General features: G+C 37.0%; 18 protein-coding genes and 1 pseudogene. 17 read left to right on the top strand and 2 right to left on the bottom strand.

Features of this window, described 5'->3' with window-relative positions:
- Positions 1-140: 140 nt before the first annotated feature.
- Positions 141-1,151, top strand: coding sequence for a DNA polymerase III subunit delta (gene holA, locus AC0ONG_RS20340; RefSeq protein ID WP_001279923.1), 1,011 nt, complete (start codon positions 141-143; stop codon positions 1,149-1,151).
- Between the two features lie 85 nt (positions 1,152-1,236).
- On the opposite strand, the gene rpsT is transcribed toward holA, so the two are convergent.
- Positions 1,237-1,494: a 30S ribosomal protein S20 gene (rpsT, locus tag AC0ONG_RS20335; RefSeq protein ID WP_001274012.1), complete on the bottom strand. Its 258-nt coding sequence runs from the start codon at positions 1,492-1,494 to the stop codon at positions 1,237-1,239.
- Between the two features lie 180 nt (positions 1,495-1,674).
- Here rpsT and gpr point away from each other — a divergent pair, with 180 nt between their 5' ends.
- From gpr to AC0ONG_RS20265, 14 genes are all read left to right on the top strand, one after another.
- Positions 1,675-2,778, top strand: a complete 1,104-nt coding sequence (gene gpr, locus AC0ONG_RS20330) for a GPR endopeptidase (RefSeq protein WP_000662644.1) — start codon at positions 1,675-1,677, stop codon at positions 2,776-2,778.
- Positions 2,775-3,140 (top strand): YqxA family protein, encoded by a 366-nt coding sequence (locus AC0ONG_RS20325; protein WP_001207093.1) that lies wholly within the window; start codon positions 2,775-2,777, stop codon positions 3,138-3,140. The genes gpr and AC0ONG_RS20325 overlap by 4 nt, the downstream gene beginning before the upstream one ends.
- Positions 3,141-3,350: 210 nt before the next feature.
- Positions 3,351-5,174 (top strand): elongation factor 4, encoded by a 1,824-nt coding sequence (gene lepA / locus AC0ONG_RS20320; RefSeq protein WP_001030948.1) that lies wholly within the window; start codon positions 3,351-3,353, stop codon positions 5,172-5,174.
- Positions 5,175-5,304: 130 nt separating this feature from the next.
- Positions 5,305-5,679, top strand: a complete 375-nt coding sequence (locus AC0ONG_RS20315) for a winged helix-turn-helix transcriptional regulator (protein WP_001293539.1) — start codon at positions 5,305-5,307, stop codon at positions 5,677-5,679.
- Between the two features lie 51 nt (positions 5,680-5,730).
- Positions 5,731-6,870, top strand: a complete 1,140-nt coding sequence (gene hemW, locus AC0ONG_RS20310) for a radical SAM family heme chaperone HemW (protein WP_000249440.1) — start codon at positions 5,731-5,733, stop codon at positions 6,868-6,870.
- A gap of 133 nt (positions 6,871-7,003) precedes the next feature.
- Positions 7,004-8,020, top strand: a complete 1,017-nt coding sequence (gene hrcA, locus AC0ONG_RS20305) for a heat-inducible transcriptional repressor HrcA (RefSeq protein WP_000954942.1) — start codon at positions 7,004-7,006, stop codon at positions 8,018-8,020.
- A gap of 114 nt (positions 8,021-8,134) precedes the next feature.
- Positions 8,135-8,701 carry a nucleotide exchange factor GrpE gene (gene grpE / locus AC0ONG_RS20300; protein ID WP_000392711.1) on the top strand — a complete coding sequence of 189 codons (567 nt, stop codon included), beginning with the start codon at positions 8,135-8,137 and terminating at the stop codon, positions 8,699-8,701.
- A 26-nt stretch (positions 8,702-8,727) separates the two neighbouring features.
- Positions 8,728-10,563, top strand: a complete 1,836-nt coding sequence (dnaK, locus tag AC0ONG_RS20295) for a chaperone protein DnaK (protein WP_000034701.1) — start codon at positions 8,728-8,730, stop codon at positions 10,561-10,563.
- A gap of 204 nt (positions 10,564-10,767) precedes the next feature.
- Positions 10,768-11,883: a chaperone protein DnaJ gene (dnaJ, locus tag AC0ONG_RS20290; protein ID WP_000043947.1), complete on the top strand. Its 1,116-nt coding sequence runs from the start codon at positions 10,768-10,770 to the stop codon at positions 11,881-11,883.
- Positions 11,884-11,911: 28 nt separating this feature from the next.
- The gene (gene prmA / locus AC0ONG_RS20285; RefSeq protein ID WP_000872098.1) at positions 11,912-12,850 is read left to right on the top strand and encodes a 50S ribosomal protein L11 methyltransferase; all 939 of its coding nucleotides are present in this window, start codon (positions 11,912-11,914) and stop codon (positions 12,848-12,850) included.
- 144 nt (positions 12,851-12,994) lie between these two features.
- On the top strand, positions 12,995-13,744 hold the full coding sequence (locus AC0ONG_RS20280) for a 16S rRNA (uracil(1498)-N(3))-methyltransferase (RefSeq protein WP_001190142.1): 750 nt from the start codon (positions 12,995-12,997) through the stop codon (positions 13,742-13,744).
- Between the two features lie 6 nt (positions 13,745-13,750).
- A complete protein-coding gene (mtaB, locus tag AC0ONG_RS20275; protein WP_000108679.1) occupies positions 13,751-15,103 on the top strand; it encodes a tRNA (N(6)-L-threonylcarbamoyladenosine(37)-C(2))-methylthiotransferase MtaB in 1,353 nt (450 codons plus the stop codon).
- A 321-nt stretch (positions 15,104-15,424) separates the two neighbouring features.
- Entirely contained in the window at positions 15,425-15,598 is a 174-nt protein-coding gene (gene rpsU, locus AC0ONG_RS20270) for a 30S ribosomal protein S21 (protein WP_000048061.1), read from the top strand.
- 15 nt (positions 15,599-15,613) lie between these two features.
- Positions 15,614-16,057: a GatB/YqeY domain-containing protein gene (locus tag AC0ONG_RS20265; protein ID WP_000054582.1), complete on the top strand. Its 444-nt coding sequence runs from the start codon at positions 15,614-15,616 to the stop codon at positions 16,055-16,057.
- A gap of 135 nt (positions 16,058-16,192) precedes the next feature.
- Here the strand turns inward: AC0ONG_RS20265 and AC0ONG_RS20260 are convergent.
- Positions 16,193-16,825 (bottom strand): annotated as a pseudogene (locus AC0ONG_RS20260) (DUF4253 domain-containing protein).
- A 415-nt stretch (positions 16,826-17,240) separates the two neighbouring features.
- Between AC0ONG_RS20260 and yqfC the strand changes: the two are divergent.
- A complete protein-coding gene (gene yqfC, locus AC0ONG_RS20255) occupies positions 17,241-17,534 on the top strand; it encodes a sporulation protein YqfC (protein WP_000732269.1) in 294 nt (97 codons plus the stop codon).
- A gap of 147 nt (positions 17,535-17,681) precedes the next feature.
- Positions 17,682-18,881: a sporulation protein YqfD gene (gene yqfD, locus AC0ONG_RS20250; protein WP_000792496.1), complete on the top strand. Its 1,200-nt coding sequence runs from the start codon at positions 17,682-17,684 to the stop codon at positions 18,879-18,881.
- Positions 18,882-18,884 lie beyond the last annotated feature (3 nt).

Here is an 18,884-nt window from a genome sequence, read left to right as displayed (position 1 = left end):
ATAAGAAACCCGGGGCTTATTGCGTGGCGTTTAATATAAATAAAGGGACGGGTTATAAAGCCTGTTCCTTTGTACTTGTAAAACAAAAGCTAGGGCATTAGTATAAATATATATTGCCAAGTTAGGGAGTAGGAAAAAGTATGAGTGATATACATAAAAAAATTAAAAAGAAACAGTTTGCTCCGTTATATTTACTATATGGGACGGAAGCTTTTTTTATAAATGAAACGATAAAGCTTATTACGACAGAAGCACTTGAAGAAGAAGATCGAGAGTTTAATGTTGTGACATACGATTTGGAAGAAGCGTATTTAGAAGATGTGGTTGAGGATGCGCGTACGCTTCCTTTCTTTGGAGAGCGGAAAGTACTGTTAATAAAATCACCGCTATTTTTGACTTCGCAAAAAGAAAAGTTAGAGCAAAATATAAAAATTTTAGAAGAATACATTGGTGAACCTTCTCCATTTTCTATTCTTGTTTTTGTTGCGCCTTACGAAAAACTTGATGAGCGAAAAAAAATTACAAAACTATTAAAGAAAACAGCAGATGTAGTAGAAGCGAATGCGATGCAAGTGCAGGATGTTCAGAAGTGGATTGTTGCTCGGGCAGATGAAGTGCATGTGCACATTGATAACGCGGCTGTTAGTTTGTTGCTAGAGCTTGTGGGAAGTAATGTAACGATGTTGGCGAAGGAAATGGACAAGTTAACGTTATACGTTGGTATGGGCGGAGAGATTACGACGAAACTTGTTGCAGAGCTTGTGCCAAAATCAGTTGAGCAAAATGTATTTGCTTTGACAGAAAAAGTGGTGAAAAAAGATATTGCAGGTGCAATGCAAATTTTGGATGGATTATTTACGCAGCAGGAAGAACCGATTAAATTGCTTGCGTTATTAGTGAGTCAATTCCGTTTGTTGTATCAAGTGAAAGAGTTACAGCAACGTGGTTATGGGCAAAATCAAATTGCATCTCATATTGGTGTACATCCGTATCGTGTAAAATTGGCGATGAATCAAACGAAATTTTTCTCTTTTGAAGAATTAAAAAAAGTGATTATAGAATTAGCGGAAGCTGATTATAGTATGAAGACGGGAAAGATGGATAAGAAACTTGTGCTCGAGTTTTTCTTAATGCGATTAAATCATATGTGATGACACAAAAAAAGTTCATGTACCTAGTGCATGAACTTTTTTTGTATATAAAAAAACGATCCAAATGGATCGTTTTTTAAACGCCTTACGCGTTTACTTGTTTCGCTAAGCGAGATTTTTGACGAGATGCAGCGTTTTGGTGGATAAGACCTTTACGAGCTGCTTTGTCAAGTTTTTTAGAAGCAGTTTTGAAAGCTTCTTTAGCATTTTCAAGATCGTTATTAGTAACTAAAGCTTCTACAGTTTTAACAGCAGAACGCATGTCAGACTTGATAGAAGCGTTATGTGCACGACGCTCTTCGCTAAGTTTAGCGCGTTTGATAGCAGATTTGATGTTTGCCATACTTTTCACCTCCCTGGTGCAATCGAATGACTCGATTCTTACATAGAACAAGTGATATTCTATCAAACGGTGAAGAGAATTGCAATAGTATATCCATGAAATTTCACGTAAAGGAAAGAATGACCTTATATAACTTTGGGAAATCTAACGATATTTACTATGAATTACGGAGGAGATACGATGAAAGAACCATTGGATTTAAGTAAATATAGCGTTAGAACTGACCTTGCTGTAGAAGCTCATCAAATGTTGCAAGAAAGCCAAGAAGAACAAAAAGGGATACAGGGGGTAATTGTAAAAGAGAGGGAAGAAGAAGGTACTATAATTACAAAAGTAACAATTGATGAAGCTGCCTCTGAAGCGATGGGTAAAAAACCTGGAAATTATTTAACGCTTGAAGTACAAGGTATACGTCAGCAAGATACAGAACTTCAACAAAAAGTGGAGCGTATTTTTGCAAAAGAATTTTCTTATTTCTTAGAAGAGGTTGGTGTTACAAAAGAAGCGAGCTGTTTAATTGTAGGCCTTGGGAATTGGAATGTAACACCGGATGCTCTTGGGCCAATAGTTGTAGAAAATGTATTAGTAACGAGACATTTGTTTCAATTGCAGCCTGAAAGTGTAGAAGAAGGATTCAGGCCTGTTAGTGCAATTCGGCCGGGGGTAATGGGGATTACAGGCATCGAAACGAGCGATGTTATTTATGGGATTATTGAGAAGACAAATCCAGACTTTGTAATTGCGATTGACGCATTAGCTGCCCGTTCTATTGAACGAGTAAATAGCACGATACAAATTTCTGATACTGGAATCCATCCTGGATCAGGGGTTGGGAATAAACGTAAGGAACTAAGTAAAGAGACATTAGGTATCCCTGTTATCGCAATTGGTGTTCCGACTGTGGTCGATGCCGTTTCGATTACAAGTGATACGATTGATTTTATTTTGAAACATTTTGGTCGAGAGATGAAAGAAGGAAACAAACCTTCAAGATCTTTGTTACCAGCGGGATTTTCATTTGGAGAAAAGAAAAAATTAACAGAAGAAGATATGCCAGATGAAAAGAGCCGAAATATGTTTTTAGGTGCTGTTGGTACGTTAGAAGAAGAAGAAAAAAGAAGGTTGATTTATGAAGTGCTATCGCCTCTTGGTCATAACTTAATGGTGACCCCAAAAGAAGTAGATACTTTTATTGAGGATATGGCGAATGTAATAGCGAGTGGTTTAAATGCAGCGCTGCATCATCAAATTGATCAAGATAATACGGGAGCGTATACACATTGAGGGAGAAAGATGATAATAGTTTGAGTCGTTTTGCGCTTTTGTGTATATGTAGTGTAGCTTTATGTTTACTTATGATGATAGCAGGAGTGTCACTTGCTAATCATGGTTTGAAAAGTATGAAAGGTTATCGGCAATTGTCGTATGAACAAATAGCTCATATGACAGGGACAGAGAGTACAGGTGCTGAATCAGAAATTTTGGGTAGTTCGTTTTCAGCTTCAGAAAAACAACAACAATTAGAACGTTTAAGAAGTTTTAATGTTGTAGAAGGAATTGGGATGGCGTTAGCAAGTGTAGCTTATGAAATGACGAAGTTCGGAACGGATATAGTTGTTGGGAAAATAAAGGGGATTTTTAGCTAAGAGTAGCATGGGAGATGGTTGTTTTACTGATTTGTAAGACAACCGTTTTAAAATTTGAAAAGGGTTTGTCTCTTATGGTTTATTCGCATAAGATATAGATAGAATGATTTGTATCGTAAGCAGCACGAGTTTTCATTGAATCTTTGTTGCTCTATTGATATAATCAGTGCTAGTGTATATTGGCGAGACTATTAGGAGTTGAGAACATAGATGAACAAAGAAGAAAGAGCAAAAAGACAGTCCAAAATTCGTAATTTCTCTATTATTGCTCATATTGACCACGGAAAATCAACGTTAGCAGACCGTATTTTAGAGAAAACAAATGCGTTAACACAACGCGAAATGAAAGCTCAGTTGCTTGACTCTATGGATTTAGAGCGTGAGCGTGGTATTACAATCAAATTAAACGCAGTACAATTAAACTATAAAGCAAAAGATGGTGAAGAGTATATTCTTCATTTAATTGATACACCAGGACACGTCGACTTTACGTACGAAGTATCTCGTAGTTTAGCGGCTTGTGAAGGCGCGATTCTTGTAGTAGATGCAGCGCAAGGTATTGAAGCGCAAACGTTAGCGAACGTATACTTAGCGCTTGATAACAACTTGGAAATTTTACCAGTTATCAATAAAATCGACTTACCAAGTGCGGATCCAGAACGTGTACGTCAAGAGGTAGAAGATGTAATTGGTTTAGATGCATCAGAAGCGGTACTTGCTTCTGCAAAAGCTGGAATTGGTATTGAAGAAATTTTAGAACAAATTGTTGAAAAAGTACCAGCTCCGGCAGGTGATTCAGAAGAGCCGTTACAATGTATGATTTTCGACTCTTTATATGATCCGTACCGTGGTGTAATTGCTTATATCCGTGTTGTAAATGGAACGGTAAAAGTTGGCGATAAAGTACGTATGATGGCAACGGGTAAAGAATTTGAAGTAACAGAAGTAGGTGTATTTACACCGAAAACTACGCAACGTGACGAGTTAACAGTAGGTGATGTAGGTTTCTTAGCAGCATCTATTAAAAACGTAGGTGATACACGTGTTGGTGATACGATTACACATGCGAAACGTCCAGCTGCAGAGGCGTTACCAGGTTACCGTAAATTAAACCCGATGGTATTCTGTGGGCTGTATCCAATTGATTCTGCTCGTTATAACGATTTACGTGATGCGTTAGAAAAATTAGAGTTAAACGATTCTGCTCTTGAGTTTGAACCAGAAACATCTCAAGCGTTAGGATTTGGTTTCCGTTGTGGATTCTTAGGACTTCTTCACATGGAAATCATTCAAGAACGTATTGAACGTGAATTTAAGATTGACTTAATTACAACAGCGCCAAGCGTTATTTATAAAGTTTATTTAACAAACGGTGAAGATGTTATTGTTGATAATCCATCTAATATGCCAGACCCACAGTCTATCGATCGTGTAGAAGAGCCGTTTGTGAAGGCTTCAATTATGGTTCCGAATGACTATGTTGGAGCTGTAATGGAAATTTGCCAAGGTAAACGTGGAACGTTTATTGATATGCAATATTTAGATGAAACGCGTGTTACATTAACATATGAAATCCCGTTATCAGAAATCGTATATGACTTCTTCGATCAATTGAAATCAAATACGAAAGGGTATGCATCATTTGATTATGAGTTAATTGGTTATAAACCATCTAAACTTGTGAAAATGGATATTCTTTTAAATAATGAACAAGTGGATGCTTTATCATTTATCGTACACCGTGATTCAGCGTATGACCGTGGTAAAGTAATTGTAGAGAAATTAAAAGAATTAATTCCGAGACAACAGTTCGAAGTGCCAATTCAGGCGACTATCGGAAATAAAGTTGTAGCACGTTCTACAATTAAGGCGATGCGTAAAAACGTACTTGCAAAATGTTACGGCGGTGACATTTCTCGTAAGCGTAAACTTCTTGATAAGCAAAAAGAAGGTAAAAAACGTATGAAGTCTGTTGGTTCTGTAGAAGTGCCGCAAGAGGCATTCATGGCTGTACTGAAAATGGATGACAACTAATATTTGAAATAAAAAAGAAGTCGTTTGTGCGGCTTCTTTTTTCTGTATAATTACTTTTTAGACATCTGAGCAGCTCTCATTTACAATAATGAGAGAGCTTTTTAGTTCATATAGAGTTAGGAGATTGTTAATGTCCGAAAATATTCGAAAAGATATTCAAGATAAAATACAAAATGGCAATTTTAATTGTGAAAAGGAATTGACGCTTTCTATTATTAGTGGAAAGTGGAAAGTTGTGATACTGTGGCATCTTGGTGTGGAAGGGCCTCATCGTTTTAGTGAATTACAACGGTTATTCCCAAGCATTTCTCATAAAGTTTTGTCGAACCAATTAAAAGAGTTAATGGAAGATGGGATTGTTGATCGAACAGTATATCCCGAAATTCCTCCTCGTGTTGAGTATTATATGACGGAACTAGGCATGTCACTTTTACCGATCGTTGAAATGATGTATGATTGGGGAAAAATGCGAATGGAACAAATTCGTAATACGTTAGAGAAGTAGAGAATCCTCCGGAGTGCGGAGGTTTTCTTTTTAGAAAGGTAGGAGTTATATTTGGTACAAGCTGCATATATTCATATCCCGTTTTGTCAGCACATTTGTCACTATTGTGATTTTAATAAAGTGTTTATTGAACGCCAACCGGTTGATCAATATTTAGATTATTTAGAGAAGGAAATAATAAATACGGTTCAAAGAGTTCCGTTTGATAGTATGAAAACGATTTTTGTGGGCGGTGGAACTCCGACAGCGTTAAATATGGAACAGACAAAAAAATTACTCGAGATTATTAATCGTCATTTGCGCCCGTTTGCTCCGAATTGTGAATTGACATTTGAAGCGAATCCAGGAGATCTACCGAAAGAGAAGTTGAATGTACTACTAGAAGGTGGAGTGAATCGAATTAGTTTTGGTGTGCAAACGTTCCGTGATGAACTGCTTGAGAAAATCGGGCGCAAGCATACGAGGGAAGATGCATTCCTAGCGATTCGAGAAGCTCAGGAAGTAGGCTTTAAAAATATTAATGTAGATATTATTTATGCTTTGCCAGGACAAACGATAGAAGATGTGAAGGAAACATTAGACATTGCTTTTACGCTTGGTGTACAACATTTCTCGGCATATTCATTAATTGTGGAACCTAAAACAGTGTTTTATAACTTAATGAATAAAGGGAAATTGCGTCTTCCGGGTGAAGACCATGAAGCGAAAATGTATGAAATGGTAATGGATGAAATGGAGAAACACGGTTATAACCAGTATGAAATTAGTAATTTCTCAAAAGGTGACAATAAAAGTAGACATAATCTCACATACTGGAATAATGAAGAGTATTATGGCTTTGGAGCTGGAGCTCATAGTTATGTGAATGGGGAACGTATTCAAAATGTAGGTCCGCTGAAGCAATATTTTAATAAAATTGATGAAACAGGATTTCCGTATTTAGATGTTCACGTGGTGACGGAGAAAGAAAAGATGGAAGAAGAGTTGTTCTTAGGACTTCGAAAAACAAAAGGTGTATCTAAAATAGCATTTCAAAAGAAATTTAATATGGAGATGGATCAAGTTTTCGCGAAGCAGTTACAAAACAACCAAGAACAAGGATTGCTTGAAGAGAGCGATGGATATGTTCGTTTAACGCGAAAAGGAAAATTATTAGGGAATGAAGTATTCCAATCATTTTTAATTGACTAATTAAATGTTCCATTAACGTGAAAAAGTTTCATTATTTCGTGACGTTTCCGTTGACAATTGAATGTCAATTTTGGTAAGTTATTAATAGATTTAGCACTCAAAGACAAAGAGTGCTAACAGAGGTGATGATGAGATGCTTACGGAACGTCAGCTCTTAATTTTACAAACAATTATTGATGACTTTATTGGATCAGCGCAGCCTGTTGGGTCTAGAACGTTGGCTAAAAAAGATGAAATTACATTTAGTTCAGCTACTATTCGAAATGAAATGGCGGACTTAGAAGAATTAGGTTTTATTGAAAAAACGCACAGTTCTTCTGGACGTGTTCCTTCTGAGAAAGGCTACCGATTTTATGTAGACCATCTTTTAGCACCGCAAAACTTACCGAACGCTGAAATTGTACAAATTAAAGATTTATTTGCTGAAAGAATTTTTGAAGCGGAAAAAATTGCACAGCAATCTGCTCAAATTTTATCAGAACTTACGAATTATACGGCCATTGTTCTTGGACCGAAGTTAAGCACAAATAAACTTAAAAATGTACAAATTGTGCCGCTTGATCGTCAAACTGCAGTCGCTATTATTGTAACTGATACAGGGCATGTACAAAGTAAAACGATTACCGTTCCGGAATCTGTTGATTTATCAGATTTAGAAAAAATGGTTAATGTTTTAAATGAAAAGCTATCTGGCGTACCGATGGAAGAACTTCATAATAAAATCTTTAAGGAAATTGTTACAGTTTTACGTGGGTATGTTCATAATTACGATAGTGCAATAAAAATGTTAGATGGTACATTTCAAGTTCCGTTATCGGAAAAGATATACTTTGGAGGAAAAGCAAATATGCTTTCGCAGCCAGAGTTCCATGACATTCAAAAGGTTAGATCTTTGCTTACCATGATTGATAATGAAGCCGAATTTTATGACATTTTGCGTCATAAACAAGTCGGGATTCAAGTGAAAATTGGTAGGGAAAACACTTCGACGGCTATGGAGGATTGCAGTTTAATTTCTGCAACATATTCGATCGGCGAAGAGCAACTTGGAACAATTGCTATTTTAGGTCCGACAAGAATGCAATATTCTCGTGTAATTAGTTTGTTACAGTTATTTACGAGACAATTTACAGATGGACTTAAAAAGTAAATGAGAGTAATACATTCGCTCAAGTGATGAAATTTTCATTGCTGTGTGTAATATATAATGCTTAGGTAATCATGCTATGCATGATACCTAATACCTTTTAAGGAGGTGAATATTGTGGAAGAGCGTAACGAACAAGTGGTAGAAGAAGTAAAAGAAGCGCAAGTTGAAGAAGCTGTCACGCCAGAAAACAGTGAAGAAACTGTAGAAGAAAAAAGTGAGGCTGCTCTTTTACAAGAAAAAGTAGATGAGTTACAAGCGAAACTAACGGAAACGGAAGGTCGCACATTACGTCTACAAGCTGATTTTGAAAATTATAAGCGCCGCGTCCAAATGGATAAACAGGCTGCTGAAAAATATAGAGCACAAAGTCTAGTTTCAGACATCTTGCCAGCTCTTGATAATTTTGAAAGAGCAATGCAAGTGGAAGCGACTGATGAGCAAACGAAATCCTTGTTACAAGGCATGGAAATGGTGCATCGTCAATTGTTAGAAGCGCTGACTAAAGAAGGTGTGGAAGTGATTGAAGCTGTTGGTAAACAGTTTGATCCTAATGAACACCAAGCTATTATGCAAGTGGAAGATAGTGAATTTGAATCAAACGCGGTTGTGGAAGAATTCCAAAAAGGTTATAAATTAAAAGACCGTGTGATTCGCCCATCAATGGTAAAAGTAAATCAATAATTTACATAAAACTAGGAGGATTCGCCATGAGTAAAATTATCGGTATTGACTTAGGTACAACAAACTCTTGTGTAGCTGTTATGGAAGGTGGAGAACCAAAGGTTATCCCAAATCCAGAAGGAAACCGTACAACACCTTCTGTTGTAGCTTTCAAAAATGAAGAACGTCAAGTTGGGGAAGTTGCAAAGCGCCAAGCAATTACAAACCCAAATACAATCATGTCTGTTAAACGTCATATGGGTACAGACTACAAAGTAGAAGTTGAAGGTAAAGATTATACACCTCAAGAAATTTCTGCAATCATTTTACAAAACTTAAAAGCTTCTGCTGAAGCATACTTAGGTGAAACAGTAACGAAAGCTGTTATTACAGTACCTGCATACTTCAACGATGCAGAGCGTCAAGCAACGAAAGATGCTGGTCGTATCGCTGGTTTAGAAGTTGAGCGTATCATTAACGAGCCAACAGCAGCAGCACTTGCTTACGGTTTAGAAAAACAAGACGAAGAACAAAAAATCTTAGTATATGACTTAGGTGGCGGTACATTTGACGTATCTATCCTTGAGTTAGCAGACGGCACATTCGAAGTTATTTCAACTGCTGGTGACAACCGTCTTGGTGGCGATGACTTTGACCAAGTTATCATCGATCACTTAGTAGCTGAGTTCAAAAAAGAAAATAACATTGATTTAAGCCAAGATAAAATGGCGCTTCAACGCTTGAAAGATGCAGCTGAAAAAGCGAAAAAAGATCTTTCTGGTGTAACACAAACTCAAATTTCATTACCATTCATTAGTGCTGGAGCTGCTGGTCCATTACACCTAGAATTAACGTTAACAAGAGCGAAATTCGAAGAGCTTTCAGCAGGTCTTGTTGAAAGAACATTAGAGCCAACTCGTCGTGCATTAAAAGACGCTGGTTTTGCTCCAAGCGAATTAGATAAAGTTATTCTTGTTGGTGGATCTACTCGTATCCCAGCTGTACAAGAAGCTATTAAACGTGAAACTGGTAAAGAGCCATATAAAGGTGTAAACCCTGATGAAGTTGTAGCATTAGGTGCTGCAGTTCAAGGTGGCGTACTTACTGGTGATGTAGAAGGCGTTCTATTATTAGACGTAACTCCACTTTCTTTAGGTATTGAAACTATGGGTGGCGTGTTCACGAAATTAATCGAGCGTAACACTACAATTCCAACAAGTAAGTCACAAGTATTCTCGACAGCTGCTGATAATCAACCGGCAGTAGACATTCACGTATTACAAGGTGAGCGTCCAATGTCAGCTGACAACAAAACGTTAGGTCGTTTCCAATTAACTGACCTTCCACCAGCACCACGTGGTATTCCACAAATCGAAGTAACATTCGATATTGATGCGAACGGTATCGTTAACGTACGTGCGAAAGACTTAGGAACAAGCAAAGAGCAAGCTATTACAATCCAATCTTCTTCAGGTCTTTCTGATGAAGAAGTAGAACGTATGGTACAAGAAGCGGAAGCAAATGCTGACGCTGACCAAAAACGTAAGGAAGAAGTTGAACTTCGTAACGAAGCTGACCAACTTGTATTCCAAACAGACAAAGTTGTAAAAGATTTAGAAGGTAAAGTAGATGCAGCTGAAGTTGCAAAAGCAACAGAAGCGAAAGAAGCATTACAAGCTGCAATTGAGAAAAACGAGCTTGAAGAAATTCGTGCGAAAAAAGATGCTTTACAAGAAATCGTACAACAATTAACTGTTAAATTATACGAGCAAGCTCAAGCAGCTGCTGGTCAAGCAGAAGGTGCGCAAGGTGCACAAGACGCTGGCACGAAGAAAGACAATGTAGTTGACGCTGAGTTTGAAGAAGTAAAAGAAGACAAGTAATTCAACTGTAAACATAATAAGTAAGATGACAAAAAGTCAAAGTCAAGCGTGCCTTGACTTTGGCTTTTTTCACGAATGAGAAGTGATGTGTGAGGATCTTAAGTTTTTCGCTTTGCATACTGTAAGTGAGGAAACTTTGTTGCAAAGCACTTTCTTTCGGTGTTAAAATTACGTTTATGTGAAAGATTCGGGGGTTGTAAATTTATGAGTAAACGAGACTATTATGAGGTCCTTGGACTTAGCAAGGGCGCTTCAACAGATGAAATAAAAAAAGCGTATCGTCGTTTGGCTAAAAAATACCATCCAGACGTAAGCAAAGAAGAAAATGCAATTGAAAAGTTTAAAGAAGTACAAGAAGCATACGAAGTGTTAAGTGATGATCAAAAGCGTGCGCAGTACGATCAATTTGGTCATGCTGGTGCAAATCAAGGATTCGGTGGATTTGGCGGCGGAGGAGACTTCGGCGGTGGCTTCGGTTTTGAAGATATATTTAGTTCTTTCTTTGGCGGTGGCGGCGGCAGACGTCGTGATCCAAATGCTCCGCGCCAAGGTGCTGACTTACAATATCAAGTCACTTTAGATTTTGAAGAAGCTATTTTTGGTAAGGAATTAAATGTGGAAATTCCAGTAGAAGATCCATGTGATACTTGTAAAGGTAGTGGAGCAAAACCAGGAACTTCAAAAGAAACATGTAAACATTGTTCAGGCTCTGGTCAAGTGAGTGTAGAGCAAAACACACCGTTTGGTCGTATCGTAAACCGTCAAGCTTGTGGTCATTGTTCAGGAACTGGACAAATTATTAAAGAAAAATGTACGACATGTCACGGTTCAGGTAAAGTTCGTAAACGTAAAAAAATCAATGTTAAAATTCCAGCGGGTATCGATAATGGTCAACAAATTCGTGTGTCTGGAAAAGGTGAAGCCGGCGTAAATGGCGGACCAGCAGGAGACTTATATGTTGTCGTTCATGTAAGAAATCATGAATTCTTCGAGCGTGAAGGAGATCACATTATTTGCGAAATGCCATTAACATTTGCGCAAATGGCGCTTGGTGATGAAGTGGAAGTTCCTACTGTTCATGGTAAAGTGAAGCTGAAAATTCCAGCAGGAACACAAACTGGAACAGAATTCCGCTTAAAAGGAAAAGGTGCTCCGAACGTACGTGGATACGGCCAAGGAGATCAATATGTAGTCGTTCGTGTTGTTGTACCGACGAAATTGACTTCACAGCAAAAAGATTTATTACGTGAATTTGCAGGACAAGAAGAGCAGGATGATAGTTTATTCGGAAAGCTTAAACGTGCTTTCAAAGGGGAATAATGGAAATAAAAAATGGAGTTGGTAAATTGTGAAATGGTCAGAAATTAGTATTCATACAACAGAAGAAGCAGTAGAAGCTGTCTCTCATATTTTACATGAAGCTGGTGCTAGCGGAGTTGCGATTGAGGATCCAGCGGAGTTAACGAAAGAGCGCGAGCAACAATATGGTGAAATTTATGCATTGAATCCAGATGAATATCCGGCGGAAGGTGTATTAATAAAAGCATATTTCCCGCAAACGGATTCTTTACATGAAACGATTGCAGGTGTAAAATCATCTATTGATGTGCTTCCATCTTACGACATTGAAATTGGTACTGGAAATATTACCGTTAACGAAGTCAATGAAGAAGATTGGGCTACTGCTTGGAAAAAATATTACCATCCAGTACAAATTTCTGATACATTCACAATCGTACCGACGTGGGAAGAATATACACCATCTTCTCCTGATGAAAAAATCATTGAATTAGACCCAGGTATGGCGTTTGGTACAGGAACTCATCCAACAACAACGATGTGTATTCGTGCTTTAGAAAAAACAGTACAGCCAGGTGACGCTATCATTGATGTAGGAACAGGTTCTGGTGTGCTTAGTATTGCAGCGGCAAAATTAGGTGCGTCTTCTGTTCAAGCATATGATTTAGATCCGGTTGCAGTTGAAAGTGCAGAAATGAATGTGCGTTTAAATAAAACAGATGATATCGTGTCTGTTGGGCAAAATAGTCTTTTAGAAGGTATTGAAGGTCCTGTTGATTTAATCGTAGCTAACTTATTAGCAGAAATTATTCTTTTATTCCCTGAAGATGCAGCGAGAGTTGTGAAGTCAGGTGGATTATTTATTACATCGGGCATTATTGCTGCGAAGGAAAAAGTAATTTCTGAGGCGTTAGAACAAGCTGGATTTACAATTGAAGAAGTTTTACGAATGGAAGATTGGGTAGCAATTATTGCACGAAATGCGTAATATAGATTTTAGTCTATAATGAAAAGGGGAGTCTCTCACTATAAGGTGAGGGACTTGCCGTTTGTTATATGAAAAATGATAATGTTTCGTTCTTTTCGTAAGTGTTGACTTACGAAAGGAACGAAACTCTACTAAGGTGATTATATGCAACGTTATTTTGTAGAAGAAAAACATGTAAGTGAAGCAAAAATTCGCATTGTAGGTGATGATGTACATCACATTGCGAGAGTAATGCGTATGACAGCTGGCGATCAAATTTATTGCTGTGTAAACGGAAAAACAGCAGTATGTTCAATTGATGAAATTACCAGTGAATTTATTAATACGGCTATTGTAGAATGGGTAGAGGCGTCAAGTGAACTTCCTGTTTTCGTGACGATTGCAAGTGGACTGCCAAAAGGAGATAAGCTAGAGTTGATTTTTCAAAAAGGAACTGAGCTTGGGGCAGCTGCATTCTTACCATTTCAAGCATCTCGCTCTATCGTAAAATGGGATGCGAAAAAAGCTGATAAAAAAGTTGAGCGTTTAAGAAAAATTGTGAAAGAAGCTGCGGAACAATCACATAGAAGTGAAATTCCGGAAGTACATGCTCCGGCATCATTTAAGCAACTGCTTACAATGAGTGGTGAGTATGATGTTTGTCTTGTTGCTTACGAAGAGGAAGCAAAACAAGGCGAGAAATCTAATTTTGCGAAAGCTTTAACGACAATGAAACCAGGTCAAAAGCTATTGATTGTATTTGGCCCAGAAGGCGGTTTAGCTGAGGAAGAGATTACAGCGCTTCGTGAACATAAATTTGTACCATGTAGTTTAGGACCAAGAATTTTAAGAACAGAAACGGCGCCGTTATACGCGTTAAGTGCTGCTTCGTATCATTTTGAATTGATGGGGTGATGATCAATGTCAACTGTTGCGTTCCATACGTTAGGTTGTAAAGTAAACCACTATGAAACAGAAGCCATTTGGCAATTGTTTAAACAAGGTGGTTATGAAAGAACAGAATATGAAAAGAAAGCTGATGTTTATGTTATTAACACATGTACAGTAACGAATACTGGGGACAAAAAAAGCCGTCAAGTAATCAGACGTGCTGTGCGTCAAAATCCAGATGCAGTTATTTGCGTAACGGGATGTTATGCACAAACATCTCCAGCTGAAATTATGGCGATTCCAGGTGTAGATATTGTAGTTGGTACACAGGATCGTGAAAAGATGTTAGGTTACATCGAAGAATTCCGTAAAGAGCGTCAACCAATTAATGCTGTCCGCAATATTATGAAAACACGTGTGTACGAAGAACTTGATGTACCTTATTTCACGGATCGTACACGTGCGTCTTTAAAAATACAAGAGGGTTGCAATAACTTCTGTACATTCTGTATCATTCCTTGGGCGCGTGGTTTAATGCGTTCTCGTGATGGAAAAGAGGTTATTAAACAAGCACAACAATTAGTGGATGCAGGCTATAAAGAAATCGTATTAACCGGTATTCATACAGGTGGATACGGCGAAGATATAAAAGATTATAACTTAGCTGGATTACTTCGTGATATGGAAGCGGAAGTAGGCGGATTAAAACGTCTTCGTATTTCTTCTATTGAAGCGAGTCAAATTTCAGATGAAGTAATTGAAGTGTTAGATAAATCTGAAGTAGTTGTACGTCACTTGCATATTCCGTTGCAATCTGGTTCTAATACTGTATTAAAACGTATGCGTCGTAAATATACGATGGAATTCTTCCAAGAGCGTTTAGATCGTTTGAAAGAAGCGTTACCAGGCCTTGCGATTACATCTGACGTAATCGTTGGTTTCCCAGGTGAAACAGAAGAAGAATTCATGGAAACATACAATTTCATTAAAGAGAACCGCTTCTCTGAGTTACACGTGTTCCCTTATTCAAAACGTACAGGAACACCTGCAGCACGCATGGAAGATCAAGTTCCTGAAGATGTGAAGAACGATCGTGTTCATCGTTTAATTGAGCTATCTAATCAATTAGCGAAAGAATATGCATCAGCGTTTGAAGGTGAAGTGCTTGAAATCATTCCAGAAGAGCAATTTAAAGACGGCGACCGTGAAGGGTTATATGTAGGGTATACAGATAACTACTTGAAAATTGTATTTGAAGGATCAGAAGAATTAATTGGTAAGCTAGTGAAAGTGAAAATTACGAAAGCTGGCTATCCATATAACGAAGCGCAATTTGTTCGTGTTCTTGAAGATGATGTGAAAAAAGAATCAGCAAGCGCATAAAAAAGAGCGTGCAACCGGAAATGGTTTGCATGCTTTCTTTATTTGAAGCGGTTAAGAACTAGAAGGTGTGGAGGCGTTTCGTGCATCCCTGTATGAAAAAAGTTGAAATGATAAAAATATAGTTGTCTTCATAAAAGAAGGATACTAGATATTTGTATAACTTTTGAAAAGGAAATGCTTCTATTCTTCTTTTATTCTGCCAAATAGTTGACCTGAAGTGATAAAATGTATTATAATCGTAAAAGACATGCTGAAGAAGTGTTTCTTTTTGCATGCTGAAGTTAGTATGTAAGTGTGATGTTTCGGAGGGAGGGAAAGAGAATGTCAAAAACAGTCGTTCGTAAAAACGAGTCTTTGGAGGATGCACTTCGCCGTTTTAAAAGATCGGTTTCTAAAACTGGTACACTTGCTGAAGCAAGAAAGCGCGAGTTTTATGAAAAACCAAGTGTAAAACGTAAGAAGAAATCTGAAGCGGCAAGAAAGCGTAAATTCTAAGAGAGGGTGTAAGTTATGAGTCTTCTCGGTCGTTTAAACGATGATATGAAACAAGCGATGAAGAATAAACAAAAAGAAAAATTAACCGTTATTCGTATGGTTAAGGCTGCTTTACAAAATGAAGGTATTAAACTGCAACATACTCTTACTGAAGAAGAGGAAGTAACAGTTTTAGCTCGTGAAGTAAAACAGTATAAGGACTCCCTCCTTGAATTTAAAAAAGCTGGTCGTGAAGACCTTGTTAATAAACTGCAAAGTGAAATTCAGATTTTAAGCGCATATTTGCCAGAGCAATTAACTGAAGAAGAACTAGTTGATGTAATCAAACAAGTTATTTCTGAAGTTGGTGCGACTTCTAAAGCAGATATGGGTAAGGTGATGACTGCTGTTATGCCGAAAGTAAAAGGTAAAACAGACGGATCACTTGTGAATAAGTTGGTTATCCAGCTATTAGCATAAAAAAACGTCTCATTTCGTATGAGACGTTTTTTTATTGTTCTTATTAAGGAAAAACGCTATATTGCTTAAAAAGCGTTTCTGTAAGTGATAGAAACGCCTCTGGTATGTAAAAAAGGGTAACGGCCTTAGTTATGATTAATCCCACCATAAAAAAAGCTTTTTCGTTTTCTTAATTTCTTCGACTAACTCCTCAATGCTTTCTGTTCCTTGTTCCACTATATCTGGACAAAATTCATACATTTCTTGCGCGAAAGATTGCATTTCGGCGTCTGTAGGTAACACGCTAAAAATGGTATCAACCCAGTCATAATCTGCACTGATTATGATAAAAGGATAGCGATCATTCCATTTTCTTAGTTTAAAAATAACATCTTTATTGCTAACTTCGTAATTAACGCCATTTGTTGGTTGGATTGCAAGGATATCAAATTGGCCATTTCCTTGTATACTTCCAATGCTACACTTACTCTTACTTCCTTGACTAAAACTTCTTTCACAAATAAAAGCTAAGTATGGGGGGCTGAAGCTCAGATTGAAGTTTTATAACTCTTGCTGTTCAGCATAATCTTCAAAGGTAACGACAGAGACTCCAGCTATTTTAGATTTTGAATCAGTTGCATAGAAGGGCTAGATGCTACTGTCAGTGACTTGTTTTATAACATTCAAAATTTCTTGACTAAATCCAATTTCCTTTCGTATTTCCTCGCTTATTAATTCATTTTTTTGTTTTTTAGTGAATCCTAATATTTTTTGAAATTCATATAACAACTACCTATAAAGTATTCTTACTTACAACGTAAAATTTAGAGTGGAGCAATTTCTTTTTCGAATTTTATTTCATTTGTCTAATGAATGACAACTACTTATTCTATGGTCAGTATGTCACGCCCAGAACAAATTGTAACAGGGTTTTTCAAGTTTCTAACTTCTCACTAGGCTCAATTTCTTCATGCAACTTGTACTGATATCCCCTAGGGGCGCATATTCTTGTATTAATACTTCTATTATTAAGGATCACATCCTCTGATCCATCATTGTCCCGATAAATATGATTTCATATAGCGACTGTTTTATTAACATGATATGAACTCTTACAGAATATAGTTATGTTAGTGAAGTCGTTATAACACGATAGGCACTTGTGAAGAAATACATATATGGGATGAGAGGGGGGTCTTTCGAGATGAAGAAATTAGAACAAATGAAAAATTGGTTAACAAAACAAGTAGACCTACCAGTGGATGTATTAATGGATCTACCTCGGATTACTCTTGTTGGGCAAATACATATTTATATAGAAAATCATCGGGGACTATTAGTGTTTTCAGATAAAGAAGTGCGATTGCTTTTAAAACACGGTCAATTACTAATTAAAGGACAATCCTTTGTTATTAAAACGATTCTTCCAGAAGAGCTTTTGCTCGAAGGGATAATTGAGCAAGTAACATTTTTAGAAAATGAAAAAAAAGGTGATTGAAGTGAAACTTCCATTAGTGAAGTTTTTCTTCTTTATCCTGTAAAAGTTTCGTTAATAGAGATCGATTACAGTTTTACTTTGTTTCATTTTAGTACGAGCTATTTTAATGCTTCAAATCTACTTTTAGAAAGGTAGTGAAGGTGGTAAATGAAAAATAAATGGTTTATAAAGTGGCTTGGATATGTAAAAGTGCGAATTGAAGGTAGAGGAGCGGAACGGTTTGTTAATGAATGTGTACGGAGGAATTTATTAGTTTGGGATGTTAAGAAGATAGCTGATGAAACGTTAGTTTTTTGTATGTTGTTACGCGATGTGAAAAAAATAAAACCAATTTATAGAAAAAATGAATGTAAATTATATTTTATTGGACGTTATGGTTTTCCTTTTTGGAATAAGCGTTTAATTAAAAACAGTGGATTTTTAATTGGGTTTTTAATTTTCTTTTTTGGCGTGATTGCAATGTCCAATATGGTTTGGAAAATTGAAATTACAGGAGCAAAACCTGAAACAGAATATATATTGATGAAAGAATTGGATAAAATGGGTATTAAAAAAGGAAAACTACAGTTTCAAATGCCGAATGTAGAAGATGTACAACGCCATTTGACAGATAATATTAATGCCATTACTTGGGCGGGATTAGAAGTAAGAGGAACGACGTATCATTTTAAAATTGTTGAAAAAAACGAACCGAAAAAAGAAAAGGAACAAATGCCGCAAAATTTAGTAGCAAAAAAAGAAGCGATTATTACAAAAACGTTTGTAGAAGTTGGAAAGCCGGTTGTACTGAAAAATGATCATGTAGAAAAAGGGCAGATTCTCGTATCGGGAATATATGGTAATGAGGAAAGTCCAACGATTGTTTCAGCGAAAGGTATTGTGTATGGCGAAACGTGGTATACATCTAAGGTGGATGTCCCGTTAAAGACGCAATTCCAAGTGTATACTGGTAATGTATACAATGAACATTTTCTTAAATTTGGGGGTACGAAAATAAAAATATGGGGATTTCAACATGATAAGTATAAACGCTCTCGTACTGAAAGCGTAAAGCATGATGTGAAATTATTTGGTTTTACACTGCCGATTGCATATGAAAAAGATGTTGTGAGAGAAGAGGAAGAAGCGAACCGAGAATATACAGAAAAGCAAGCGCTGAAAGTAGCGAAAGAGATGGCCGAAAAAGAACTAAAGAAAAAATTGGATGAACATGCTATGATTGTAAGTGATAAGATTTTGAGTAAAGAGGTTGAGGCGGATCAACTAAAAGTCACATTGCATTATACTGTGATTGAAAATATTGCAGAGCCACAACCAATATCCGAATCCGATATTCAAGGAGACTGAGTA

This window comes from Bacillus sp. TCT6, from assembly GCF_056033845.1.
This window is presented reverse-complemented; position numbering and strand designations above follow the sequence as displayed.